At 70.8% G+C, this 21,797-nt stretch carries 21 protein-coding genes; 11 read left to right on the plus strand and 10 right to left on the minus strand.

What is annotated here, in order from left to right; genetic code table 11:
- Positions 1-67 precede the first annotated feature (67 nt).
- A complete protein-coding gene (locus Ato02nite_RS40040) occupies positions 68-895 on the minus strand; it encodes a peptidylprolyl isomerase (protein ID WP_213011925.1) in 828 nt (275 codons plus the stop codon).
- Between the two features lie 33 nt (positions 896-928).
- On the minus strand, positions 929-1,789 hold the full coding sequence (locus Ato02nite_RS40045; RefSeq protein WP_213011926.1) for a peptidylprolyl isomerase: 861 nt from the start codon (positions 1,787-1,789) through the stop codon (positions 929-931).
- Positions 1,790-1,920: 131 nt separating this feature from the next.
- On the opposite strand from Ato02nite_RS40045, the gene Ato02nite_RS40050 reads away from it, so the two are divergent.
- Complete coding sequence (locus Ato02nite_RS40050) at positions 1,921-2,604, plus strand: MBL fold metallo-hydrolase (RefSeq protein WP_213011927.1); 684 nt, start codon at positions 1,921-1,923, stop codon at positions 2,602-2,604.
- 11 nt (positions 2,605-2,615) lie between these two features.
- Entirely contained in the window at positions 2,616-3,932 is a 1,317-nt protein-coding gene (gene hisS / locus Ato02nite_RS40055; protein WP_213011928.1) for a histidine--tRNA ligase, read from the plus strand.
- Here the strand turns inward: hisS and Ato02nite_RS40060 are convergent.
- The gene (locus Ato02nite_RS40060; RefSeq protein ID WP_213011929.1) at positions 3,913-5,091 is read right to left on the minus strand and encodes a serine hydrolase domain-containing protein; all 1,179 of its coding nucleotides are present in this window, start codon (positions 5,089-5,091) and stop codon (positions 3,913-3,915) included. The genes hisS and Ato02nite_RS40060 overlap by 20 nt on opposite strands.
- A gap of 136 nt (positions 5,092-5,227) precedes the next feature.
- Here Ato02nite_RS40060 and Ato02nite_RS40065 point away from each other — a divergent pair, with 136 nt between their 5' ends.
- Together Ato02nite_RS40065 and Ato02nite_RS40070 are read left to right on the plus strand one after the other, a co-directional pair.
- Complete coding sequence (locus Ato02nite_RS40065; protein ID WP_213011930.1) at positions 5,228-6,154, plus strand: acyl-ACP desaturase; 927 nt, start codon at positions 5,228-5,230, stop codon at positions 6,152-6,154.
- A 118-nt stretch (positions 6,155-6,272) separates the two neighbouring features.
- Positions 6,273-6,614 (plus strand): cupin domain-containing protein, encoded by a 342-nt coding sequence (locus tag Ato02nite_RS40070; protein ID WP_213011931.1) that lies wholly within the window; start codon positions 6,273-6,275, stop codon positions 6,612-6,614.
- A 212-nt stretch (positions 6,615-6,826) separates the two neighbouring features.
- Here the strand turns inward: Ato02nite_RS40070 and Ato02nite_RS40075 are convergent, their stop codons facing one another.
- On the minus strand, positions 6,827-7,330 hold the full coding sequence (locus Ato02nite_RS40075; protein ID WP_213011932.1) for a PaaI family thioesterase: 504 nt from the start codon (positions 7,328-7,330) through the stop codon (positions 6,827-6,829).
- Positions 7,331-7,386: 56 nt separating this feature from the next.
- On the opposite strand from Ato02nite_RS40075, the gene Ato02nite_RS40080 reads away from it, so the two are divergent.
- The 7 genes from Ato02nite_RS40080 (at position 7,387) to Ato02nite_RS40110 (ending at position 17,102) form a co-directional block, all read left to right on the plus strand.
- A complete protein-coding gene (locus tag Ato02nite_RS40080; protein ID WP_213011933.1) occupies positions 7,387-7,857 on the plus strand; it encodes a winged helix-turn-helix transcriptional regulator in 471 nt (156 codons plus the stop codon).
- A gap of 10 nt (positions 7,858-7,867) precedes the next feature.
- Positions 7,868-9,442 (plus strand): MFS transporter, encoded by a 1,575-nt coding sequence (locus tag Ato02nite_RS40085; protein ID WP_213011934.1) that lies wholly within the window; start codon positions 7,868-7,870, stop codon positions 9,440-9,442.
- 64 nt (positions 9,443-9,506) lie between these two features.
- Positions 9,507-10,304, plus strand: a complete 798-nt coding sequence (locus Ato02nite_RS40090; protein ID WP_213011935.1) for a cyanophycinase — start codon at positions 9,507-9,509, stop codon at positions 10,302-10,304.
- On the plus strand, positions 10,301-13,087 hold the full coding sequence (gene cphA / locus Ato02nite_RS40095) for a cyanophycin synthetase (RefSeq protein WP_213011936.1): 2,787 nt from the start codon (positions 10,301-10,303) through the stop codon (positions 13,085-13,087). Before Ato02nite_RS40090 ends, cphA begins: the two co-directional genes overlap by 4 nt.
- Before the next feature lie 506 nt (positions 13,088-13,593).
- Positions 13,594-15,600: a serine/threonine-protein kinase gene (locus tag Ato02nite_RS40100; protein WP_213011937.1), complete on the plus strand. Its 2,007-nt coding sequence runs from the start codon at positions 13,594-13,596 to the stop codon at positions 15,598-15,600.
- 229 nt (positions 15,601-15,829) lie between these two features.
- Positions 15,830-16,078: a hypothetical protein gene (locus Ato02nite_RS40105; RefSeq protein WP_213011938.1), complete on the plus strand. Its 249-nt coding sequence runs from the start codon at positions 15,830-15,832 to the stop codon at positions 16,076-16,078.
- Between the two features lie 121 nt (positions 16,079-16,199).
- A complete protein-coding gene (locus Ato02nite_RS40110) occupies positions 16,200-17,102 on the plus strand; it encodes a sigma-70 family RNA polymerase sigma factor (RefSeq protein ID WP_213011939.1) in 903 nt (300 codons plus the stop codon).
- 40 nt (positions 17,103-17,142) lie between these two features.
- On the opposite strand, the gene Ato02nite_RS40115 is transcribed toward Ato02nite_RS40110, so the two are convergent.
- The 6 genes from Ato02nite_RS40115 to Ato02nite_RS40140 are packed head-to-tail and all read right to left on the minus strand — an operon-like array spanning position 17,143 to position 21,708.
- Positions 17,143-17,889: an urease accessory protein UreD gene (locus Ato02nite_RS40115; RefSeq protein ID WP_213011940.1), complete on the minus strand. Its 747-nt coding sequence runs from the start codon at positions 17,887-17,889 to the stop codon at positions 17,143-17,145.
- On the minus strand, positions 17,889-18,665 hold the full coding sequence (gene ureG / locus Ato02nite_RS40120) for an urease accessory protein UreG (RefSeq protein WP_438873109.1): 777 nt from the start codon (positions 18,663-18,665) through the stop codon (positions 17,889-17,891). The genes Ato02nite_RS40115 and ureG overlap by 1 nt, the downstream gene beginning before the upstream one ends.
- Positions 18,655-19,323: an urease accessory protein UreF gene (locus Ato02nite_RS40125; protein ID WP_213011941.1), complete on the minus strand. Its 669-nt coding sequence runs from the start codon at positions 19,321-19,323 to the stop codon at positions 18,655-18,657. Before Ato02nite_RS40125 ends, ureG begins: the two co-directional genes overlap by 11 nt.
- Entirely contained in the window at positions 19,323-21,041 is a 1,719-nt protein-coding gene (locus Ato02nite_RS40130) for an urease subunit alpha (RefSeq protein WP_213011942.1), read from the minus strand. Before Ato02nite_RS40130 ends, Ato02nite_RS40125 begins: the two co-directional genes overlap by 1 nt.
- Positions 21,038-21,409, minus strand: a complete 372-nt coding sequence (locus tag Ato02nite_RS40135) for an urease subunit beta (protein WP_213011943.1) — start codon at positions 21,407-21,409, stop codon at positions 21,038-21,040. Before Ato02nite_RS40135 ends, Ato02nite_RS40130 begins: the two co-directional genes overlap by 4 nt.
- Complete coding sequence (locus tag Ato02nite_RS40140; protein ID WP_213011944.1) at positions 21,406-21,708, minus strand: urease subunit gamma; 303 nt, start codon at positions 21,706-21,708, stop codon at positions 21,406-21,408. Before Ato02nite_RS40140 ends, Ato02nite_RS40135 begins: the two co-directional genes overlap by 4 nt.
- Positions 21,709-21,797 lie beyond the last annotated feature (89 nt).

A 21,797-nucleotide genomic window follows, 5' to 3' on the forward strand; every position in this document is an offset into this window, starting at 1 on the left:
CCACAACCGTCCCAGCGCAAGAAAAGGGCGAAGCCAAAGGCCCCGCCCTCCCTCAAAAGCTCAAAAATCAGGACATCGTCAGAGCTTTGATGTCGAGCTCTTTCTTAGGATGCCCACCACCGGCAGACGAGGCGAAAGCGCCGTCGTCCCCGGCCTTGACCACTCCCTTGACCAGGTCAAGACCAGTGGTGATGGTGCCGAGCAGCGTATAGCTGGCCGGCAGCTGCGTGTCCTCCGAGCAGATGAAGAACTGCGAACCGGTGCTTCCCGCCTGCCCCGTGTTCGCCATAGCGATCGACCCCGCCGGGTACGGCTTGTTGGTGTCGGTCGGGAGGTTTTCCTCGCCCATTGTGTAGCTCGGGCCGCCCTGCCCGTCGGTTTCGCGGTAGCCCTTGCCGGTGGCGAACGGGTCGCCGCACTGCAGCACCTTGAAGCTTGCCTCGTTGACCAGGCGGTGGCACTTGGTGTTGTCCCAGAACTTCTTGCTCGCCAGGTAGGTGAAGCTGGCGGTGGTGCAGGGGACCTTGGACTTGTCCAGGGTGGCAACGATCTTGCCGAGGTTGGTGTCCATGGTCAGGGTCGCGGTGCCGGTGTTGGGCGCCGTGGTGGGCGGGGTGCCGACATCCTTGACCTTGCCGCCGCCGGTGTCGGGGGTCCACGTGCAGGCGACGGAGCCGGCCGGCACGGCGCTGCCGGCCGTGCTGGTGGTCTTCTTGTCGTCCTTGAGCGCGGTGACGATCCAGACCGCGGCGCCGGCGATGACCACGACGGCGAGCGCCGTGCCGATGATCGCCTGCTTCTGCCGGCGCTTGCGAGCGGCTGCAGCGCGTTCCTGCATCTCCTTCTCGAGCCGGGCCCGCGCCGCCGCGCGTTGCCGGTCCTTGATCGACGACACGGTGTTCCTCCTGCTGTGTTCGGCCTGGGGGACTTAAGACTGTGCGCTCGCCGACGGCGCCGCGGAGGCTGCGGCGGCATCGCCAACGGTGAGACTCTTGATCGTGATCTTCGTCTTGGGCTTGATCTTGTCGCCGGCGGAGTCATCGACGGTGGGGATCTTGCCGATCGTGGTGACGGTGTCCATGCCCGCGGTCACCGTGCCGACGATCGAGTACTCCGGGGACGCCGGCGAGTAGTCCTTGAAGAAGATCAGGAACTGGCTGCCGTTGGTGCCGGGCGGGTTGCCGAGCAGGGCAACCGTGCCCTTGGGGTAGAGCGGGGTGGTGGCCGTGGCCGCGCCGGTGCTCGGCGACGGGTCCGGCTGGGCCGGGGTGTTCTCGCTGTAGACGCTGTAGGTCGGGCCGCCCAGCCCGGTGCCACTGGGGTCGCCGCAGCGGATCGCGCCGTACGTCGTGATCTCGTGGCACGTGGTGTTGTCGTAGAACTTCTTGCCCGCGAGGTACCGGAGGTCCTCGGTGCCGCACGGCGCCTTCTCCTGGTCCAGCGCGACGACGATGGGGTCGCCCTGGTCGGTGTTGATGGTCATCGTGTCGGTGCCGAGCGTCGGGATGTCCGTGGTGGGCGGAGTGCCGACGTCCTTGAGGTTGGTGTTCGTCGTCGCGCTCTGCGGCGTCCAGGCGCACACGTCCTGCGCGGCCGTGTCCGCTTTGTCGTCGGAGTCGAACGCGCCGCCGATCCAGGCGATGCCCGCGACGATCAGCAGGACCGCGACACCCGAACCAACGCCGGCATAGATGCGTCGCCTGCGACGCTCCTTGGCGGCACGCCGCGCCAACTGCCGATCGTGCTTGGCCCGTGCCAGCTTGCGCTGCCGGTCCTTACTGGAAGTCACCGAACGTTGCCCTTCCTCATGTTCCTAGTCACATGCCCGCAAGAGTGTACGGGTACCTCCTGAGAAAGTGGTGTGCCCCCGCCCGGCTAGGCTCGTTACGATTTGCTCCGGATCTGCAGAGAGGTCGTGGCGTGCTCGTCACCGGCGTTGAGGCACAGGCCTTCGGCACCAATTGCTATGTGGTGGCTGTGGGGCCGGGCGAGCAGTGCCTGATCGTCGACCCCGGCATCGGCGTGCTCGACCAGCTCGACGAGCTGCTCGCCGAGCACCGCTTGCACCCGGCCGCGGTGCTGCTCACGCACGGGCACCTGGACCACACGTTCTCGGTCGCGCCGGTCTGCGGCGCCCGCGGCATCACGGCCTACGTGCACCCCGCCGACCGGGAGATGCTGGCCGATCCGTCCAAGGGCTTGAGCATGGACCTGAACCAGTTGTTCGGTGGCCGCCTGCCCTACACCGAGCCGGACGACGTCGCCGAGCTGACCGACGGCGCGACGCTGAGCCTGGCCGGCATCGAGGTCACCGTCGACCACGCACCCGGCCATACCGGCGGGTCGGTGCTGTTCCGCCTGCCGGGGGACGACGCTCCGCTCTGTCTGTCGGGCGACGTCCTCTTCGCGGGATCCATCGGACGCACCGATCTGCCGGGCGGCAGCACGGACACGATGATGGTCAGCCTGCGGGACAAGATCCTGCCGCTGGCCGACGAGACCGTCGTGCTGCCCGGCCACGGACCGGCCACCACCATCGGCCGCGAGCGCGCGACGAACCCGTACCTGCGGGAGTTGACCGCTGCGCCCGGTCGCGGACTCTAGGAGCAACGTACGTGCCTATCTCTGGTTTTCCTGAATGGCTGCCTGCGCAGCGCATGATCGAGCAGCGGGTCATCGACCGCATCCGGTCGACGTTCGAGCTGTATGGTTTCGCCCCGCTCGAGACCCGCTCGGTCGAGCCTCTCGACACACTGCTGAGCAAGGGGGAGACCTCCAAGGAGGTTTACCTGCTGCACCGGTTGCAGGGTTCGGAGGATGAGAAGAGCGAGGATCAGCTCGGCCTGCACTTCGACCTGACCGTCCCGTTCGCCCGCTTCGTCGTGGAGAACGCGGGCAAGCTGCAGTTCCCGTTCCGCCGCTACCAGATCCAGAAGGTGTGGCGGGGGGAGCGGCCGCAGGAGGGCCGCTACCGCGAGTTCCTGCAGGCCGACATCGACGTGGTCAACCGCGAATCGCTGCCGTTCCACTACGACACCGAGATGCCGCTGGTCATCGGGGACGCTCTGAGCGGTCTGCCGATCCCGCAGGCCCGCATCCTCGTCAACAACCGCAAGGTGTGCGAGGGCTTCTACCGCGGGCTCGGCCTCACCGACACCGACCAGGTGCTGCGCACGGTGGACAAGCTCGACAAGATCGGCGCCGCGAAGACCCGGCAGCTGCTGATCGAGACGGCCGGTGCCACCGAGGCGCAGGCCGCGGCCTGCCTGGAGCTGGCCGCGATCTCGGCCGACGACGGCTCCTTCGTGGACGCGGTCCGCAAGCTCGGCGTCAGCGACCCGCTGCTCGACGAGGGCCTGGACGAGCTGCTCCGGGTCGTCGAGACGGCCCGGGAGCACGCGCCCGGCCTGGTCGTCGCCGACCTGAAGATCGCCCGTGGTCTCGACTACTACACCGGGACGGTCTACGAGACCCAGCTGCGCGGCTACGAGCGGTTCGGTTCGATCTGCTCGGGCGGCCGCTACGACAACCTCGCGTCCTCCGGTAAGGAACGCTTCCCGGGCGTGGGCATCTCCATCGGGGTGTCCCGCATGCTCGGCGTGCTCTTCGGCAAGCAGGCGCTGACGGTGTCCCGGTCGGTGCCCACGGCCGTACTCGTCGCTCTGCCGCACGAGGATCAGCGGGTCGCCTGCGATCGCATCGCCGGCGCGCTGCGCCGTCGCGGCATTCCCACCGAGGTGGCGCCGGCGGCGGCGAAATTCGGCAAGCAGATCCAGTACGCCGATCGGCGCGGCATTCCCTACGTGTGGTTCCCGGGCGAGCCGGACACGGTGAAGGACATCCGTTCCGGGGAGCAGGTCGACGCCGACGTCACCGCGTGGCAGCCGCCGGACGCCGACCTGCACCCGTCGATCAGTGGAGAGCCTCGATAGTTCGCGGCCGGGCCGTCGCCGCCTTGAGTTGCGACGGCCCACCGCACAGAGCGGTGATCAGGAAGTTGGCCACCGCTTCGTCGATCGCGGGATTGACGTAGAACGCCATGCTGTGCGCGTACGACACCTGGCGCTGCCCGTCCGGGCTGTGCCAGGAGATCGTCTGGTGCCCGATCGTTCCGCCGTCGTGCCCCCAGAAGCGCCCGCACGGCAGGTCGACCCAGTAGAGGCCGAGTCCGTAACCGCCGGCCGCCGGCTCCTCCGGGAACTGCGGCACGGTGTTCTGCATCTCGGCCAGCAGGGCCGGCCGGAGCAGCCGCCCGCTCAGCAGCGCCCGGTAGAAGACGTCCAGGTCGTGCGCGGTCGACACGATCTCGCCGGCCGCCCAGCCCCAGGTCATGTTGTAGATCGTGAAGTCCTTCAGGGTGCCGTCGATCCACGGCACGTACGCGTGCATGTGCGGCCCGCGGATCTTCGGGTCGGCCCCCTCGAAGTAGGTGCCGGTGAGGCCGAGCGGCCGCAGGACCCGCCGGCTCACCTCGGACTCGTAGCGGTTTCCGGTGACCCGCTCGATGATCAGCCCGGCCAGGATGTAGTTGGTGTTCGAGTAGGACCAGGTTTCCCCGGGTGCGTTGGTCGGGCCGGCGACGAGCCCGAGATGAACCAGCTGCTCGGGGGTGTAGATCGTCCGGCCCATCGTGATGATGTCTTCTTCGGTCTTGATGATTTCGCTGGTGTAGTTGCCGATGCCGCTGGTGTGCTGCAGGAGCATCCGCACGGTGACCTGCTTGGACAAATCGGCCGGGACCAGGCCCCGGGGCAGATAGCGCCCGATCGGTGCGTCCAGCGCGACGCGGCGTTCACCCACCAGCTGCAGCATGGTGGTGGCCACGAAGGTCTTGGTGATGCTGCCCACCCGGTGTCGCATGCCGTCCCGCACCGGCGCACCGGTGGCGACGTCGGCGACGCCGGCGGCCGGCGTCCAGGTGCGGCGGCCGTCGCGCACCTCGGCGAACACGCCCGGCATGCCGGCGGTGTGCACCGCGTCGAGCTGTTCCTGCAGGGTCCGGCCGAACGTGTCGGTCTGGGCCGCCGCCGGCCCGGCCGGGGCGATGACGACGGCTAAAATGGTCAGAACGGTCAGGGCGCGTCGCAACACTGCTGCCTCCCAGGTCGTTTGAGCCATCCATGATGGTCTACGCGTGCCACTGGAGAGTCAGCTGTGAATTGCGTGCCCCGTTCGGATACCGGCGGGTAAGAGGTTACGGTTGCGTAGGTTACGCAACCGTAGGGGAGTGAACGTGGACCAGACCGCCCTGCTCATCGAGCTGGAACCCGTAGTGGCCGCCAACCTCGACCGGCACCTGTCGCTGGCCAAGGAGTGGTTTCCGCACGAGTACGTGCCGTGGAGCGAGGGCCGCACCTACGACGGCCTCCTGAACGGCGAGCCCTGGAAGCCGACCGACTCCCCGCTGCCCGACGTGGCGCGCACCGCGCTGATCGTCAACCTGCTGACCGAGGACAACCTGCCGTCCTACCACCACGAGATCGCGACGCTGTTCGGCCGCGACGGCGCGTGGGGCACCTGGGTGCACCGCTGGACGGCGGAGGAGGGCCGGCACGGCATCGCACTGCGCGATTACCTGACGGTCACCCGCGCGGTCGACCCGATCGCTCTGGAACGGGCCCGCATGGTCCACATGCAGGCGGGCTACAACAACGACCACCCCGAAGAAATGATGCACTCCATCGCCTATGTGGCGTTCCAGGAGTTGGCCACCCGCATTTCGCACCGCAACACCGGCAAGGCCACCGGCGACCCGATCGCCGAGCAATTGCTGGCCCGGGTGGCGGCCGACGAAAACCTGCACATGGTCTTCTACCGAAACCTGCTGGCCGCCGCTTTCGACCTGGATCCCGACCACGCGATGCAGGCGGTGACCGACGTGGTGGCCGGCTTCCAGATGCCCGGCGCCAACATCGAGGGTTTCCAGCGAAAGGCGCTCTCCATCGCATTGGCGGGCATCTACGACCTGCGTCAGCACCGCGACGAGGTGCTGCAGCCGGTCCTGCGCCAATGGAACATCTTCGGCCGCACCGACCTGGGCGCCGAGGGCGAAAAGGCACGCGAGGAACTGGCCGCCCACATGGACGAACTCGAAACCCAGGCGGCCCGCTTCGAGGAAAAGCGCGAGGCCCGGCGCCTACGCCAAAATCGCTGACCGTACGGGCATCAAAACGGTCCCGTTGTTCGCGGCCACGCCGGGCGGTGGGTCGCGGCCGTTCCCGGCTTCCGGCCCGGCCCCGGTGGTCGCGCTTTCTTTCACTACTGTGCCCGGGATGGGGATCTTCTCGTTCGATGTCTCGGTAGGGCGGCCGGTGGACGCCTACGGCAGCGTGGGGTTGACCGCGCAGAAGCTGGTCCGGGGGGCCGCCGTCGAGGTCACCGTGCTGCATGTCGCGGCCGGTGGGGAGATCGGGCGGCATCCGGCCACGGCCGATCAACTCTTCCTGGTCACCGCCGGCCGGGGCGCGGTGCGGACCGGTGATGACGACTGGGAGCCGATCGGCGCGGGCCAGGCGATCCTGTGGCGGGCCGGTGTCGACCATGCCACCCGCGCCGAGGCGGGCATCACCGCCGTGGTCGTCGAGATGGAGGACATGCCCGCTCAGGCTCGTTGACTGCCTGCCGATCGGCTGTCGGCGGGCTTGTCGGGAGAGGCCGATGTCGCTGAGCGGGAGAGTCGTGCGCCGCGGGCCGGCACCCCTGTCGGCGGCCCTCTCGGCCCCGGCTGGGTTTTGGGTGACCACCGGGAATGGGCCGGTAGCGGGGAACGGCCGTAACCCACCGCCCGGCGGGCCGGAAACAACGGGACGGTTTTTGATGCCCGTACTTATGAAGGCATTTCGAAGATCAGGCAACTGCTTGTCGCATGGGCCAGGAGACGGCCGGCCGAATCGGTGAGCCGGGCCTCGGCGAGAGCGGTCCGGCGGCCTTTCTGCAGGACCGCGCCTTTGCAGGTGATGCGGCCGGTGGCGATGGTGATCGGCCGGAGGAATTTTACCGAGAGATCGAGGCTGGTGTAGCCGACGCCGATCGGGAGGGTGCTGTGCACCGAGCAGCCGGCGGCCGTGTCCAGCATTGTCGAGATGACGCCGCCGTGCATGCTGCCGAGCGGGTTGTAATGGAATTCCTGCGGGTCCAGGTGAACGGTGACCGAGCCCTCCTCGACCTCCATGCCGGCCAGGTCGACCAAATTCATGATCGGCGGGGCGGGAAATTCGCCGGTCGCCATGGCCCGCAGAAAGTCCAGCCCGCTGCGGCGGCCGATCTGGTTCGCGTGCAGTGACGGGTCGGACCAGCCGAACGTGCGGGTGCGCTCCTGGGTCTGCGTCATGGACGCAGCCTCGCCCGCGCTTGCTGCGTCTGTCAAGCAGACCTAGCCTGGCTGTCATGAATCCCACGGCCCTCGACTGGTCCATCGACGGATGCACGATCGGGCGGGCCATGGAGGTGCTCGGCGAGAAGTGGACCGTCGTGGTGTTGCGCGAGGTCTTCAACGGGGTGCGCCGGTTCGACGACATGCGGGTGCGCACCGGCATCCCCCGGCAGGTACTGACCAACCGGCTGGCCGCGCTGGTCGAGCACGGGATGCTGCGGCGGGTGCCCTACCGAGAGCCGGGGGCGCGGGAACGGCACGAGTACCGGCTGACCGCCAAGGGCCTGGACGTCTATCCGGTGCTGATCACGCTGCTGGAGTGGGGTAACCGGTATTTCGCCGATCCGGGCGGGCCGCCGCTGAAGTTCACCCACCGCGACTGCGAGGCGGAGGTGCACGCGGAGATCCACTGTTCGGCCGGGCACCGGCTCGACGACGTGCGCGAGGTGGTACCCCGGCCGGGACCGGGCGCGTCCCGGCGGTAGAAAATTCGCTGTGACCTCCTCCTGGGCGCCGCTGCGCCAACCCGTGTTCCGCGTGCTGTGGGTGGCGGTCCTGGCCGGGAACGTCGGCACCTGGATGCAGACGGTCGGCGCCCAGTGGCTGGTGGTGAAGGAGCCGCACCCGGCCACCTGGGTGAGCCTCGTGCAGACCGTGACCATGCTGCCGGTGCTGCTGCTCGCGCTGCCCTCGGGGGCGCTCGCCGACCGGTTCGACCGGCGCCGGCTGCTGCTGACCGTGCAGGTCGGGCTGTTCGCGGTCGCCGCGGTGCTGACCGTCCTGACCTGGCTCGACCTGATGCCGCCGGCGCTGCTGCTGGTCTTCACGTTCCTGCTCGGGGTCGGGCAGGCGCTGACCCTGCCGACCTGGCAGGCGGTGATCCCGGAGGTGGTGCCGCGGGACGAACTGCCGTCGGCGTCGGCCCTGGGCGCGGTCAACACCAACCTGGCCCGGTCGGCCGGGCCCGCCGTGGCCGGCCTGCTGGTGGCGCACATCGGGTCGGCCGCGGTGTTCGGGCTCAACGCGCTGTCGTTCGCCGTCTTCGCGGCGGCACTGGCCTGGTGGCGGCGGCCCGCCCAGGTGCCGGACTCGCATCCGGAGCACCTGGGGTCGGCGTTGCGGGCCGGCGGCCGGTACGTCCGCTACTCGCCGACCGTGCGGTTGCTGCTGCTGCGGGTGGCCCTGTTCGTGCTGCCGGGCAGCGTGGTGTGGGGTCTGCTGCCGCTGGTCGCGCACCAGGACCTCGCGATGGGGGCGAGCGGCTACGGCGTCCTGCTGGCCGCGCTCGGGGTGGGCGCGATCGCGGGGGCGCTGCTGATGCCCCGGATCCGGCGGCACCTGAGCCCGAACCGGCTGATCGTCCTGGCCGGCGTCGTCTACGGCCTGGCCCTGGTGGTCGTCGCCCTGGTGCCGCATTTCCTGCCGGTGGCGGTCGCCCTGGTGGCGGCCGGCCTCGCCTGGATGACGCTGGTGTCGCGGATGAACGCCACCCTGCAGTTGTTCCTGCCCAACTGGGTGCGGGCCCGGGGGTTCGGGATCTACCAGGTGGTGTTCGCGGGTGGGCAGGCGGTGGGCGCGCTGATTTGGGGCCAGGTGACCACGGCTTTCGGCCTGGACGCGGCTTTCCTCGCGGCGGCCGCGCTGATGCTGGCCGGGACGGTCACCGTCCTCTGGTGGCCGGTCCACGAGGTGGACGGCACCGATCGGAGCCCGGCGGTCTACTGGGCCGAGCCGCATCTGATGCTCGAACCGCACCTGGACGAGGGGCCGGTGCTGGTCACCGCGGTCTACCGGGTGGACGACGCGAACGTGGACGCGTTCCGGGCGGCGATGCGGCAGCTGCGCGGGTCGCGGCAGCGGACCGGTGCGACCCGGTGGGGGCTGTTCCGGGACGGCGCGGACCCGGCGAAGTTCGTCGAGGTGTACCAGGTGCCGACGTGGGCCGAGCATCTGCGCCAGCACGAGGGCCGGTTGACCCAGCGGGACGAGGGGGTCGAGGAGCGGGCGGTGGCCCTGGCCCGCGGGCCGGCCGAGGTTACCCACCTGCTGCCCGCGGACTACCAGCATTAGGCGGATGTTTCGTATTTGTTCCGTTTAACCTCAGGGATGTTGGCTGCATTTCTGAGGGGGAACGGTGTCGAGTCACGGCCGGCTCCTGATCATCGGTGGCGCAGCCGGGCCCTCGCTGCTCGCCCGCTTCGTCCAGCTGGCCGGGGGCGGCCGGGCGAGGATCGTGGTGATCGCCACGGCCAGTTCGGCGCCCGCCGCCGCCGAGACCGCTCACCGGGAGGCGTTCACCGCCCTCGGCGCGGGCGAGGTCGTCCCGCTGCGGCTGACCACCCGGGCCGACGCCCACCGGGACCAGCCCGCGTTGCACCGCGCCACCGGTGTCTTCTTCACCGGCGGCGACCAGGAGCGGATCACCTCGGTCATCGGCGGAACGACCACCGACTCGCTGCTGCAGGCCCGGGTGGCCGCGGGCGACGTGATCCTGGCCGGCACCAGCGCCGGCGCGGCCGCCATGTCCGGCACGATGATCGCCGAGGGGGACGCGCCGGGCGTCAACCGGGCCGCCGTGCGCACCGGGCCCGGCCTCGAGTTCCTCCCCGGCGTGCTGATCGACCAGCACTTCGCCGAACGCGGCCGGATCAACCGGCTGCTGAGCGCGGTCGCCCTCTACCCGCACGAGCTCGGCCTCGGCATCGACGAGGACACCGCCATCCTCACCGACGGCGACTGCTTCGAGGTGCTCGGCAGCGGCGCGGTCACCGTCGTCGACGCCGGCGGCGCCACCGACATCCGGGTTCCGGACCGGGGCCCGATCACCCTGGCCGGTGCGTGTATCCACGTGCTGCCCGCCGGGCACACCTTCCATCTCACGGGACGCCGGCCGGTCGTCGACGAACCCGCGGCCGAACGGGGAGTCGGATGAAGATCGAAAGCCTGCGCCGCCTGCGCGGACCCAACGTGTACCTGTCCCGGCCGGCGGTCGTCGCCCGGTTGCGGCTCGGCGACCTGACCGGCCGGGAGACGTCCGACATCACCGGTTTCCCGGAACGGCTGCTGCGTGCGCTGCCCGGACTGGCCGAACACCACTGCGCGGCCGGTGCGCCCGGCGGGTTCGTCAGCCGGCTGCGCGGCGGCACCTACTTCGGCCACGTCACCGAGCACGTCTGCCTGGAACTGTCCCAGCTGATCGGGCGGGACGTGAGTTTCGGCCGGACGGTGTCGACCGAGGAACCGGACGTCTATCAATTGATTCTGGAATGCCCGATCGATGAGCCGGTCACCTCGACCGTGCCCGGCGATCTGCTCGCGACGGCCGTCGATCTCGTCACCGAGATCGCCGAAGGGCGCTCCTTCTCCAGCGTGGCGCTGGCCACCGCCGCCGCCGGAGTGCCGGAGATGCAGCATGGATCGGCGGCCGCCCTCGCTTCGATCGCCTCTCTCGCCGAACGCGAGGCCACCGGGCCCAGCACCCGGGCGATCATCGCGGCCGCCCGCCGCCGGGGCATCCCGGTCGAGCGCTGCGGCGACCTCAGCCTGGTGCGGCTCGGCTGGGGCACCCGGCGCCGGCTCGCCTGGGCCGCGATGAGCGACCGCACCAGCGGCGTCGGCATCGACATCGCCGGCGACAAGGAGATCACCCGGCGGCTGCTGAGCGAGGCCGGCGTGCCGATCCCGGCCGGCGGGGTGGCGCGCACCGCCGCTCAGGCGGCCCGGCTCTTCGCCGACCTCGGTGCGCCGGTCGTGGTCAAACCCCGGCAGGGCCGGCAGGGCGACCGGGTCACCCTCAGCGTCACGACCGGGGCGGAGACGGCGTACGCGTTCAGCGCGGCCGGCGAGGACGTGGTCATCGAACGGCAGCTGACCGGCCGTGACTACCGGGTGCTGGTGGTGGCCGGTGAAGTGGTGGCGGCCGCCGAGCGGATCGCCGCGCACGTCGTCGGCGACGGCCGCAGCACGGTGGCCGAGCTGGTCGACCGCACCAACACCGACCCGCGGCGCGGCGCCGGCCACTCCCGGGTGCTGACCCGGATCACCGTGGACGACGCGGCCCTGCGGGTGCTGGAGCACCAGGGGCTCACCCTGTCGTTCGTGCCGGCCACCGGGCGGCAGGTGTGGCTGCGCGAGACCACCAACCTGTCCACCGGCGGCACCAGCCACGACGTCACCGACCGGGTGCACCCCGACGTGATCCGGCTCTGCTTGCGGGTGGCCGCGCTGGTCGGCCTGGACATCTGCGGGATCGACCTGCGGTTGCCGGACATCGCCGAGCCGCTGCCGCCGGTGCGCGACGGCGACGAGGTGACCGGCGGGGTGATCGAGGTGAACGCGGTGCCCGGTCTGCGGATGCACCTGGCCCCGGTGCGCGGCCGCGCGCACGACGTGGGCGACGCGATCGTGCGGGCGATGTTCCCGGCCGGCTCCGACGGCCGCATCCCGACCGCTGCGGTGACCGGCACGAACGGCAAGACCACGGTGGCCCGGCTGACCGCGCACCTGCTCGCCGACACCGGCAAGCGGATCGGGCTCACCACCACCGACGGGGTCAGCATCGACGGCCGGGAGATCTTCCGGGCCGACGCGACCGGGCCGCTGTCGGCGCAGATGGTCCTCGGCGACCCGGGTGTGCAGGCCGCGGTGCTGGAGACCGCGCGGGGCGGGCTGCTCAAGCGCGGCCTCGGGTACGACTGGTCGGACGTCGGCGTGATCACCAACATCACGGCCGATCACCTCGGGCAGGACGGGCTGGCCACGATCGAGGACCTGGCGCACGTGAAGGCCCTGGTGGCCGAGAGGGTGCGGGACGGCGGGACGCTCGTGCTCAACGTGGACGACCCGTGGGTGCGGTCGCTGGTCGACCGGCCGCGGGTGCGCGCCGACCGCAAGCGGGTCGTCTGGTTCGGTCTCGACCCGCGGCACCCGGTGGTGGTCGAGCATCTCGCCAAGGGCGGCACCGCCTATCTCCTGCACGACGGCTGGCTGATGCAGGCGACCGGGGCCCGCCGGACACCCCTGCTGCGGCTGGCCGACCTGCCCGGGGCGTACGGGGGAGCGGCCCTGCACGCCGCGGCCAACGCCCTGGCCGCCGCCGCGGCCGCCCGGGCACTGGGGGCCGGTCAGGAGTCGGTGGCTCGCCGGCTCGCCGATTTCGATCCGCCGGTCGCCAACCCGGGCCGGGCCACCCTGATGCGGGTCGGCGACGTGTCGGTGTTCGTCGACTACGCGCACAACCCGGCCGCCCTGGCCGCCACGCTGCGGACCCTGCACCGGCTGTGGGGAGCCGAGCGGTGCGTGGCCGCGGTGACGCTGCCCGGTGACCGGCGCGACGACCTGCTGGCGGCCTGCGCGCAGGTCGTGGCCGACGGCGTGGGCCGGGCCGTGCTCTACGACGACGAGGACCCGCGCGGGCGGGAGCCGGGGGAGGTGTCCGCCCTCGTCGAGCGGGAGATGCGCGCCCGGCGGCCGAAGCTGATGTCGATGCGCGAGGACGGTTACGCCGAGGCGATCAGCACGGCCATCCGGCTGGCCCGCCCGGGCGAGGTCGTGCTGGTTCTCTACGAGGAGCTGGCGCCGGTCCTGGCGTTGCTGGCGGAGTTGGGCGCGGTGCGCGGCGGGGACATGCCGGTGCCGGCCGGGCTGCCGGCGCGGGCTCCGGGCGCGATGCCCTCACCGGCGCGTGACCTGGTCAAGGGCGTGCTCCTGGGCTGACACGCGGGCCGGTAAAATTTGGCACGCGGAACTGGCTGAAAAGCCGAGGGGGTCACCCGTTCAGATGGGGTTGCACTGCTAGATCCTTCAACATTTGTCATAAGGCCACTATTTAAAGATCATCGCTGCGTGACGGACTTCGTCTCGATCAGTGACCGGATGACGACAGTTGGTAGATCTCTCCCGAGTAGACGTTCAGAACGTTGAACTAGCGAAGCTTCCGATTTTCCCTAGTAAAGCGGGATTTAGTCGCGAAAAGAGTCTCCCGGTCAGTCCAAGATCCGACTTTCGGTCCGGTCGGCCTGGCCTCCACGGGTGGCTTATGGCGGGAAACGGACGGTAACGAGTCGCAGGTAGATGCTGGTCTCGACCGCTCGTGGTAGACGGCCTACTTGGGCTAACATCTCGCCGTCGATGGGGAACGCCCGGTAATCGGGTTCTACCCGGCGTCGAGGAGCATGGCGGTGCGTCTCGGCGTTTTCTTCGGAGCGCGCATGTGGGGGCACATGAGCACGACGGACCTGCCCGGAGCGAGCCTGCTGGCCGATAGATATCGGTTGGTGGAGCGGCTCGGTGCCGGCGGGATGTCAGTGGTGTGGCGAGGATTTGATGAAGTCCTCGGACGCCAGGTCGCGGTGAAGGTTCTGCCGCCGTCGACCAGCGCGGACCCGGCCTTCCGGCGTCGGCTGAGGGCTGAGGCCCAGGCGGCCGCACGTCTGAGCCATCCGCACATCACCAACGTCTACGACTACGGCGAGGCGGTCACCGTCGACGGTGAGCCGGTTCCCTATGTCGTGATGGAGCTCATCGACGGTGAGTCGCTCGCCGCCGTTCTCGCCCGGGCTCGCCGGCTGCCATGGCAGCACGCGGTCCGGATCACCGCTGAGGTGGCCGCCGCGCTGGCCGCCGCGCACTCGCGCGGCATCGTGCACCGCGACGTCACCCCGGCCAACGTCATGCTTACCCCGACCGGGGCCAAGGTTGTCGATTTCGGCATCTCGGCGCTGATCGGGGAGAACGACATAGACCCTGATGGCAGCCTGCTCGGCACGCCGGCCTACCTCGCGCCCGAGCGGCTCGAGGGTGGCCAGGTCAGCCCGGCCACCGACGTCTACGCGGTGGGTCTGCTGATCTACCGCACGCTGATCGGCCAGCTGCCGTGGGACGTCGGCACCACCACCGCGCTGCTGCGCGCCCACCAGTATGTCGAGCCCGACCCGCTGCCGGCGGTCGAGGGGCTGCCGCACGCGGTCTCCGCGCTGGTCGGCCGCTGCCTGGAGAAACGTCCGCAGGACCGGCCGTCGAGCGCCGAGCTGGCGCACGTGCTGGCCGGCATCGCGGCGGGTGCGCCGTCGGTGGCCCGCGGCTACGTGCCGGACTGGGCCGAAAGCGGCGAGGACACCACGATCCTGCCGAGCCAGCGGTCCTATCCTGACGTGATCCGCGCCGACCAGCCGCCGGCCCGGCCGCACGCCGAGGAGGCCGAGCCGCCGGTCCGTAACAGCCGCTTCGCGGCGCTGCGCTCCGGCCCGGTCATGGCGGCCGCGGCCGCCGGTGGCCCGGCCCTGCGGCCGGCGTTCGACGGCAACCAGCCGCCCGAGCCGCCGTCCCCGGGCAACGGGCCCAAGGAGCGCAACCGGGGCCCGCAGAACCCGACCCGCCGGATCATGATCGCGGCCGGTGCGGTTCTGCTGCTCGGCACCGGCACCTACGGCTGGAGCCTGGCCAGCAACACGGCACCCGAAGGCGGCAAGGGTGCGCCGCAGCCGAGCGTCGTGGCGGCCAGCGGCAAGTGTGTGGTCAGCTATGCGATCTGGAGCGACTCGAAGGGCAAGTTCAGCGCCCAGGTGACCGTGGCCAACCGCGACGCGTCCCCGATCAGCGCCTGGAAGCTGTGGTTCATCATGCCCGGCGATCAGGTCGTGTCGGGCAACGGCAAGGTGCCCCTGGTCCAGACCGGGAACCAGGTGACGGTGGCCTCCAGCGCGCCGCTGGCCGGGCGGAAGGCCGTGACCCTGCCGATCTCCGGCCGGTACACGCTCAACAACGCCACGCCGCTCGCGTTCAACCTCAACGACCGCAGCTGCGAGACGTTCGTGTCGGAGGGACCGGGCGAGCCGACCAAGCTGGTGCAGAACCTGTCCGACGGCAAGACGGTGCTGGTTCCGACCCCGACGGGCGCCACGCCCATCCCGGGGGTCACGATCGGGCCCGGTGGCACCATAACCATCAACCCGACCACCGGCGCGACCACCGGGGCAACCCCCACCACGCCGGGCACCACGACGACCACGCCGGGCACCGAGACCACCACGCCCGGCACCACGGTCACGACGACCGCCACGACCAAGGCGCCGGCGCCGAACCCCGAGGAAACCACGACCAAGCCGAAGGACGACGAGCCTTCGACGGAGCCGACCACGACGATGCCGACGACCACGACGTCGCCGACGACGGCTCCGCAGGAAGAGGCGTGCAACCCGGAAACGGACCTGGACTGCCCGACGACCTGACCTTTGCGTTTCCGATCGGCCGTCCGGGGAAAAAACCATCCGCCGGGCGGCCGATCGCCGCGTTAGGGTGGAAGCGATGTGAGCAGGCACTTTCTGGAGCGATCCGCCGTGATCCGCGTGCCTGGCGACCGATGCGACACCGACCGGCGTGGCAGCCACCTGCTGCCGCCCGCACGGGACAGAATCGCTCCAGCGGGCCAATAAGGGTCGTACATCGGGGAGTTTCGACATGATCAGCATCGTGAAGGATCTGGCGGCTGAGGCGCTGTTCGTCTCCAGCATCCAGCCGTCTGAATGCCCGAGCCGTAAAACGGTGGAGCAGGCGGTGACGGCAATGCTTCTGCTGCACGGGAGTGACGGGTGTGCCGCCGAGGTGGCCACCGAGTTCGGCGACCACCCGGAGGTCGCGGTTCGCCGCATGCACTGGGTGAACGAGGAGCTCACGGGCGTGGTCGCGCCCACCCCCGTGCTTACCTGAGCTTTTCTCGCAAAAAGCACCATAAAAGCAACCGAGTTCGGCCGCCGCTGCACCTTTCGGCGACCAAGGTCTTCCTCGTCAGCCGGTTTCATCAACCGGTCGTATGCGCGAGGAGGACTACGTGACGACCACGACCGAGCTCCCCGCCACCATCGGCGTCACCCACGACGCGCCGTCCGCGCGTGACATCGAGGACCTCGTCCGCGAACACATGCCGATGGTTGGCCATCTGGTCCGGGAGCTGCTCAACCGGGTACCGGGCCACGTCCACGCCGATGACCTGTCCTCGGCCGGATTCGCGGCGCTGCTGGGTGCGGCCCGTTCGTTCGACGTGACCCGGGGCATCCCGTTCCACCGCTTCGCCGCGGTCCGCATCCGCGGTGCTCTCCTGGACGAACTGCGCGGTCAGGACTGGGCCAGCCGCTCGGTCCGGGCCCGGGCCCGGCGCAGCGCGTCGGCCCGCCAGGAGCTCACCGCGGCCCTGGGCCGCACGCCGACCGACGCCGAGGTGGCCGAGTTCCTCGGCATCGGCGTGGCGGAGCTGGCGACGGTGGAGGACGACGTGCAGAAGGCGGCCCTGCTCAGTCTCCAGGGTTTCCCGACGGGCGCCGCCGAGGAGATGGTGCCCGAGCTGTCCGAGGGCCCGGAGGACCTGCTGCTGAAGCGGGAGCGTCTCGGCTACCTGCATCAGGCCATCCAGGCCCTGCCGGAACGGCTGCGCATGGTGGTCACCGAGTCGTTCCTGCAGGAACAGCCACTGAGCGACGTCGCCGCCCGGCTGGGCGTGACCGAGTCCCGGATCTCGCAGCTGCGCACCGAGGCGTTGCAGCTGCTGCGCGAGGGCCTGAACAGCTCTCTCGCACCCGAGCTGTTGACGGTGGCGGCCGGCGGACCGCGAACCCGCAAGGGTTGCCTGCAGCGCCGCCGTTCCGAGTATTTCGCCCGGGTGGCTCAGCAGGGCAACCTGCACACCCGGCTGGCACTGACCGACGCGCATGGCGTCCCGATAGCGGTAGCGGCCTGATTTGTCCGCATGGGGGCGGCTTTGTGCCGCTCCCATCCGCTCAGGCCGCCACCGGCAGGGGAGTGGGCGCTTCCGTCGCGCACAGCGGGTCCAGGGCCGCCTGGACCTGGCGGATGTCGGCGCCGACCGCGGTGGCGAGCACTCCCGGGCCGGCCAGGGGCATCAGGGCCGCACCCGGCGACGCGGTCAGGGTGCCCGGCAGACCGGGGACCGCGACCACCGTCCCCACGGCTCGGCCGCCACCCAGAACGGCGGCACCGTCCCAGCCGTCCGCGTGCCGGCCCACTGTGAGGTCATGCCGGTACAGCGTCCTCCCGCCGTAGCGGATCGTGGTGTCCAGCCGGACGTCACCGGACGGCTCGGCATGGCGGCCGCACACGAGATCGTCGCGCCACACCAGTTCGCCGCCCTCGGCCACCTCGATCACACTCGACGTGTGGTGGTCGCAGCCGGCGGCGGCGATCAGCGGCTCCGGCAACCAGCGCAGCGTCCCGGCCACCGACGCGTGGATGACCAGCCGCGAGGCCGGAGCGGGCCGCCCCGGCAGGGCCAGTTGCGCGGCCACGCTGCGTACGGTCAGCACCGCGCCCGCACGCACCGTGACCTCCAACCGCAGGTCGTCGCCGCGCAGCGGCCCGGCCGCACCACCGACCAGGTGCACCGTGGCGTCGCCGCCGGACCGGCCGCCGGTGCGGCGCAGCAGCAGCGGCGACTCGCCGCGCAACACGGCGAGCCGGGTGCCGCCGCGACCGTCCGCCTCGGCGACGACCTGGGCGAAAGCCCGCATCAGGCGGCCGGCACGCGAGCCGCGACGAGCGCGCGGATCCAGTCGGCGACGGCGGTGGCACCGCGGTCCTCGACCAGCGACAGGAACACCGTGGGCAGCTCGCCCCGGCGGTGCCGGGCGTCGTGTTCCATCACCGAGAGATCGGCGCCGACCATCGGCGCCAGGTCGGTCTTGTTGATCACCAGGAGGTCGGCGGTGGTGACGCCGGGGCCGCCCTTGCGCGGCACCTTGTCGCCGCCGGCCACGTCGACCACGAAGATCTGCTGGTCGATCAGGCCCTTGCTGAAGGTCGCGGTCAGGTTGTCCCCGCCGCTCTCCACCAGCACCAGGTCGAGCGGGCCCAGCTTCTCCTCGAGCTCCTCGACCGCGTCCAGGTTGGCCGAGATGTCGTCGCGGATCGCCGTGTGCGGGCAGCAGCCGGTCTCCACCGCGCGGATCCGTTCGGCCGGCAGCACCCCGTTGCGGAGCAGGAAGTCGGCGTCCTCGGTGGTGTAGATGTCGTTGGTGACGACGGCCAGCCGCAGTTCCGTGCCGAGCGCCCGGCACAGGGCCGCGACCAGCGCGGTCTTGCCCGAGCCGACCGGGCCGCCGATGCCGATCCGCAGGGCGCGGGGCCCGGTGGTGAGCGGCTCGTGCGGGTCCACGCCGGGGTCCGGGTGGGTGTGCGGCACCTCGTCGGGTTCGTGCGTGTGCGGGGCGATGTAGTTCTCGGAGGGCCGGGGCCAGGCCCCACCCGACGGTGTGCCGGCAGAGCCGGGCGCGTGGTCAGGAAGCAAAGAGACGCACCTCCCAGGTGGCGTGGTGCTCGGCGCCGATGTCGAGCAGGGGGGAACCCGCGGCCGGCAGATCGTCGACCGGGTCGTCGGACCGGCACGCGGCCTCGGCCGCGATCCGATCACATTCGGGGGCGAGCCGGGCGAGGAGCCCGTGCACCGCATAGGGGTCTAGGCCGAGCAGCCGCACCGCCGCGCCGGCCGACCCGGTGGTGACACCGTGCGCGGCCGCGACGGCGGCATCGAGCGGCCCGAGCCCGGCTCCGGCCGCCAGAAGGCCCAGCGCAACCGGCTGGTGCATGTCGCGCGGCACGGTGCCGCCGGCCGTGCGGACCACCGCCGGCAGCGGCCACATCGATCGGCCGGCCCGCAGCAGGGCCCGGCCCTGGGCGCGGGATGCCTTGCGGAGCGCCGGCGACGGCGTACGCGCATCGAGTCCGTCGTCCAGCGCGGCCCACTCGCCGGGCCGGCGGCAGGCGGCCGCCGCGAAGGCGGCCGAGACCAGGCCGCCGGTGGCGAGCTTCCCACGCAGGAAGCCGAACACGTCGTCGAGGTCGCGCACCCGGCCGGCCGAGACCTGGGCCTCGAGCCCGCCGGAGTGCGCGTGCCCGCCGGCGGGCAGCCGCCCATCGGCGAGCACGAGCAGGGTGGCGAGGCTCATCAGAACAGGAAGTAACGCTGAGCCATCGGCAGTGACGTCACCGGGTCGGGCTCGACGACCTCGCCGTCGATACGCACCGTGAACGTGTCCGGCTCGACCTCGATGCGCGGGGTGGCGTCGTTGAGCGGCATGTCCGCCTTGCCGACCTGCCGGGTGTCGCCGACCGGCGCGAGGGCGCGCTTGACCCCGATCCGGTCGCCGAGCATCGCGTCGATCGCGGCGGGCGCGACGAAGGCGAGCGACGTCTGGGACGGCACCGCGCCGTACGATCCGAACATCGGCCGCGGCAGCATCGGCTGCGGGGTGGGGATCGAGGCGTTCGCGTCGCCCATCTGGGCGTAGGCGATCATGCCGCCCTTGATCACCAGAGCCGGCCGCACCCCGAAGAACGCCGGGTCCCAGAGCACGACGTCGGCGAGCTTGCCGGTCTCGACCGACCCGACCTCCGCGTCCATGCCGTGCGCCACCGCCGGGCAGATGGTGTATTTCGCGACGTAGCGCTTGGCGCGGTTGTTGTCGGCCGCACCGTCGCCGGCCAGCGCTCCCCGCCGCGCCTTCATCACGTGCGCCGTCTGCCACGTTCGCATCACGACCTCGCCGACCCGGCCCATCGCCTGCGAGTCCGAGCCGATCATCGAGATCGCCCCGAGATCGTGCAGGAGGTCCTCGGCGGCCATCGTCGACGGCCGGATGCGGCTCTCGGCGAACGCCAGGTCCTCCGGCACCGCCGAGTTCAGGTGGTGGCAGACCATCAGCATGTCGAGGTGCTCGGACAGTGTGTTCCGGGTGTACGGCCGGGTCGGGTTGGTCGACGACGGCAGCACGTTCGGCAGCGCGGCGACCGTGATGATGTCCGGCGCGTGCCCGCCACCGGCACCCTCGGTGTGATAGGCGTGGATCGATCGACCGGCGATCGCCCCGATCGTCTCCTCGACGAAGCCGGCCTCGTTCAGCGTGTCGGTGTGGATGGCGACCTGCACCCCGGAGGCGTCCGCGACCCGCAGCGCGGCGTCGATCACCGCCGGCGTGGTGCCCCAGTCCTCGTGCAGCTTGAACCCGCCGGCCCCGCCGCGCAGCTGCTCCCACATCGACTCCTCCGACATGGTGTTGCCCTTGCCCAGCAGCAGCACGTTGATCGGGAAGGTGTCGATCGCCTCGAGCATCCGGGCGAGGTGCCACGCGTTCGGCGTGACGGTGGTGGCCTTCGTGCCCTCGGCCGGCCCGGTGCCGCCACCGATGATCGAGGTGATGCCGGTGGCCAGGGCGGTGTCCAGGATGGTCGGGCTGATCAGGTGCACGTGGCTGTCGATCGCGCCGGCCGTGAGAATCTTGCCGTTGCCCGCGATGATCTCGGTGCCCGGGCCGATCACCAGGTCGGGGTGCACGCCGTCCATGGTGTCCGGGTTGCCGGCCTTGCCGATCCCGACGATCCGGCCGTCCCGGATGCCGAGGTCGGCCTTGATGATTCCCCAGTGGTCGAGGATCACCGCGCCGGTGATCACGGTGTCCGGGGTGCCCTCGGCGCGGGTGGCGCGCGACTGCCCCATCGACTCGCGGATCACCTTGCCGCCGCCGAAGACGACCTCGTCGCCCGGCTGCGGCCCGGCGCTGCGGTCTTCCTCGACCTCGATCAGCAGGTTCGTGTCGGCCAGCCGGATCCGGTCGCCGGTGGTGGGCCCGTACAGGGCGGCGTACCGCCCCCGGTCGAGTGCGGTCATCGCGGGCTGCCGTTCTCTGGTTCTTCTTTTATCGGAGCCGGCGGCGCCTCGGCATCCACACCGTCCAGCGAACCGCCGGCCAGGCCGCGCAGGCCGGGCACGATCCGGTTGCCGCGCAGCGCGACCAGGTCGACGTCGCGGGGCATGCCCGGCTCGAAGCGCACCGACGTCCCGGCCGGCACCGCGAGCCGGTAACCCCAGGCGGCGCCGCGGTCGAAGTCGAGCGCCGCGTTCGACTCGGCGAAGTGGAAGTGCGAACCGACCTGAACCGGCCGGTCCCCGGTGTTACGCACGGTCAGCGACAGCACCTCGCGGCCCGGGTTGATCTCGATGACTCCGTCGCCCAGGATGACCTCGCCCGGGATCATGCGATCGGCCCGTGCACGGTGACGAGTTTGGTCCCGTCCGGAAAGGTCGCCTCGACCTGCACCTCACCCAGCATCTCGGGCACACCCTCCATGACGTCGTCGCGGGTCAGCACGCGCCGCCCGGCGTCCATCAGTTCGGCCACCGTCCGCCCGTCCCGCGCGCCCTCCAGCAGGAAGGCCGTGATGATCGCGGTCGCCTCCGGATGGTTGAGCTTGAGCCCACGCTCTTGCCGGCGCCGGGCCACGTCGGCCGCGACGTGAATGAGCAGGCGTTCCTGCTCGTGCTGGCTGAGGAACAAACGAGCCTCCCTGATTCCCGGCGAAATGCTCGCAGCCGGAAGTTTCCCACGTGTTACCGCGTGCTTATCGAAGCATCGGAGCAATTCAA

It is taken from the genome of Paractinoplanes toevensis, assembly GCF_018332695.1.
GTDB lineage: Bacteria > Actinomycetota > Actinomycetes > Mycobacteriales > Micromonosporaceae > Actinoplanes > Actinoplanes toevensis.

Coding starts and splice junctions, on each gene's coding strand:
- Ato02nite_RS40070 (WP_213011931.1), top strand. CDS start 6,273: ATGGGGATCTTCTCGTTCGATGTCTCGGTAGGGCGGCCGGTGGACGCC.
- Ato02nite_RS40075 (WP_213011932.1), bottom strand. CDS start 7,330: ATGACGCAGACCCAGGAGCGCACCCGCACGTTCGGCTGGTCCGACCCG.
- Ato02nite_RS40080 (WP_213011933.1), top strand. CDS start 7,387: ATGAATCCCACGGCCCTCGACTGGTCCATCGACGGATGCACGATCGGG.
- cphA (WP_213011936.1), top strand. CDS start 10,301: ATGAAGATCGAAAGCCTGCGCCGCCTGCGCGGACCCAACGTGTACCTG.
- Ato02nite_RS40100 (WP_213011937.1), top strand. CDS start 13,594: ATGAGCACGACGGACCTGCCCGGAGCGAGCCTGCTGGCCGATAGATAT.
- Ato02nite_RS40105 (WP_213011938.1), top strand. CDS start 15,830: ATGATCAGCATCGTGAAGGATCTGGCGGCTGAGGCGCTGTTCGTCTCC.
- Ato02nite_RS40115 (WP_213011940.1), bottom strand. CDS start 17,889: ATGCGGGCTTTCGCCCAGGTCGTCGCCGAGGCGGACGGTCGCGGCGGC.
- Ato02nite_RS40125 (WP_213011941.1), bottom strand. CDS start 19,323: ATGAGCCTCGCCACCCTGCTCGTGCTCGCCGATGGGCGGCTGCCCGCC.
- Ato02nite_RS40130 (WP_213011942.1), bottom strand. CDS start 21,041: ATGACCGCACTCGACCGGGGGCGGTACGCCGCCCTGTACGGGCCCACC.
- Ato02nite_RS40135 (WP_213011943.1), bottom strand. CDS start 21,409: ATGATCCCGGGCGAGGTCATCCTGGGCGACGGAGTCATCGAGATCAAC.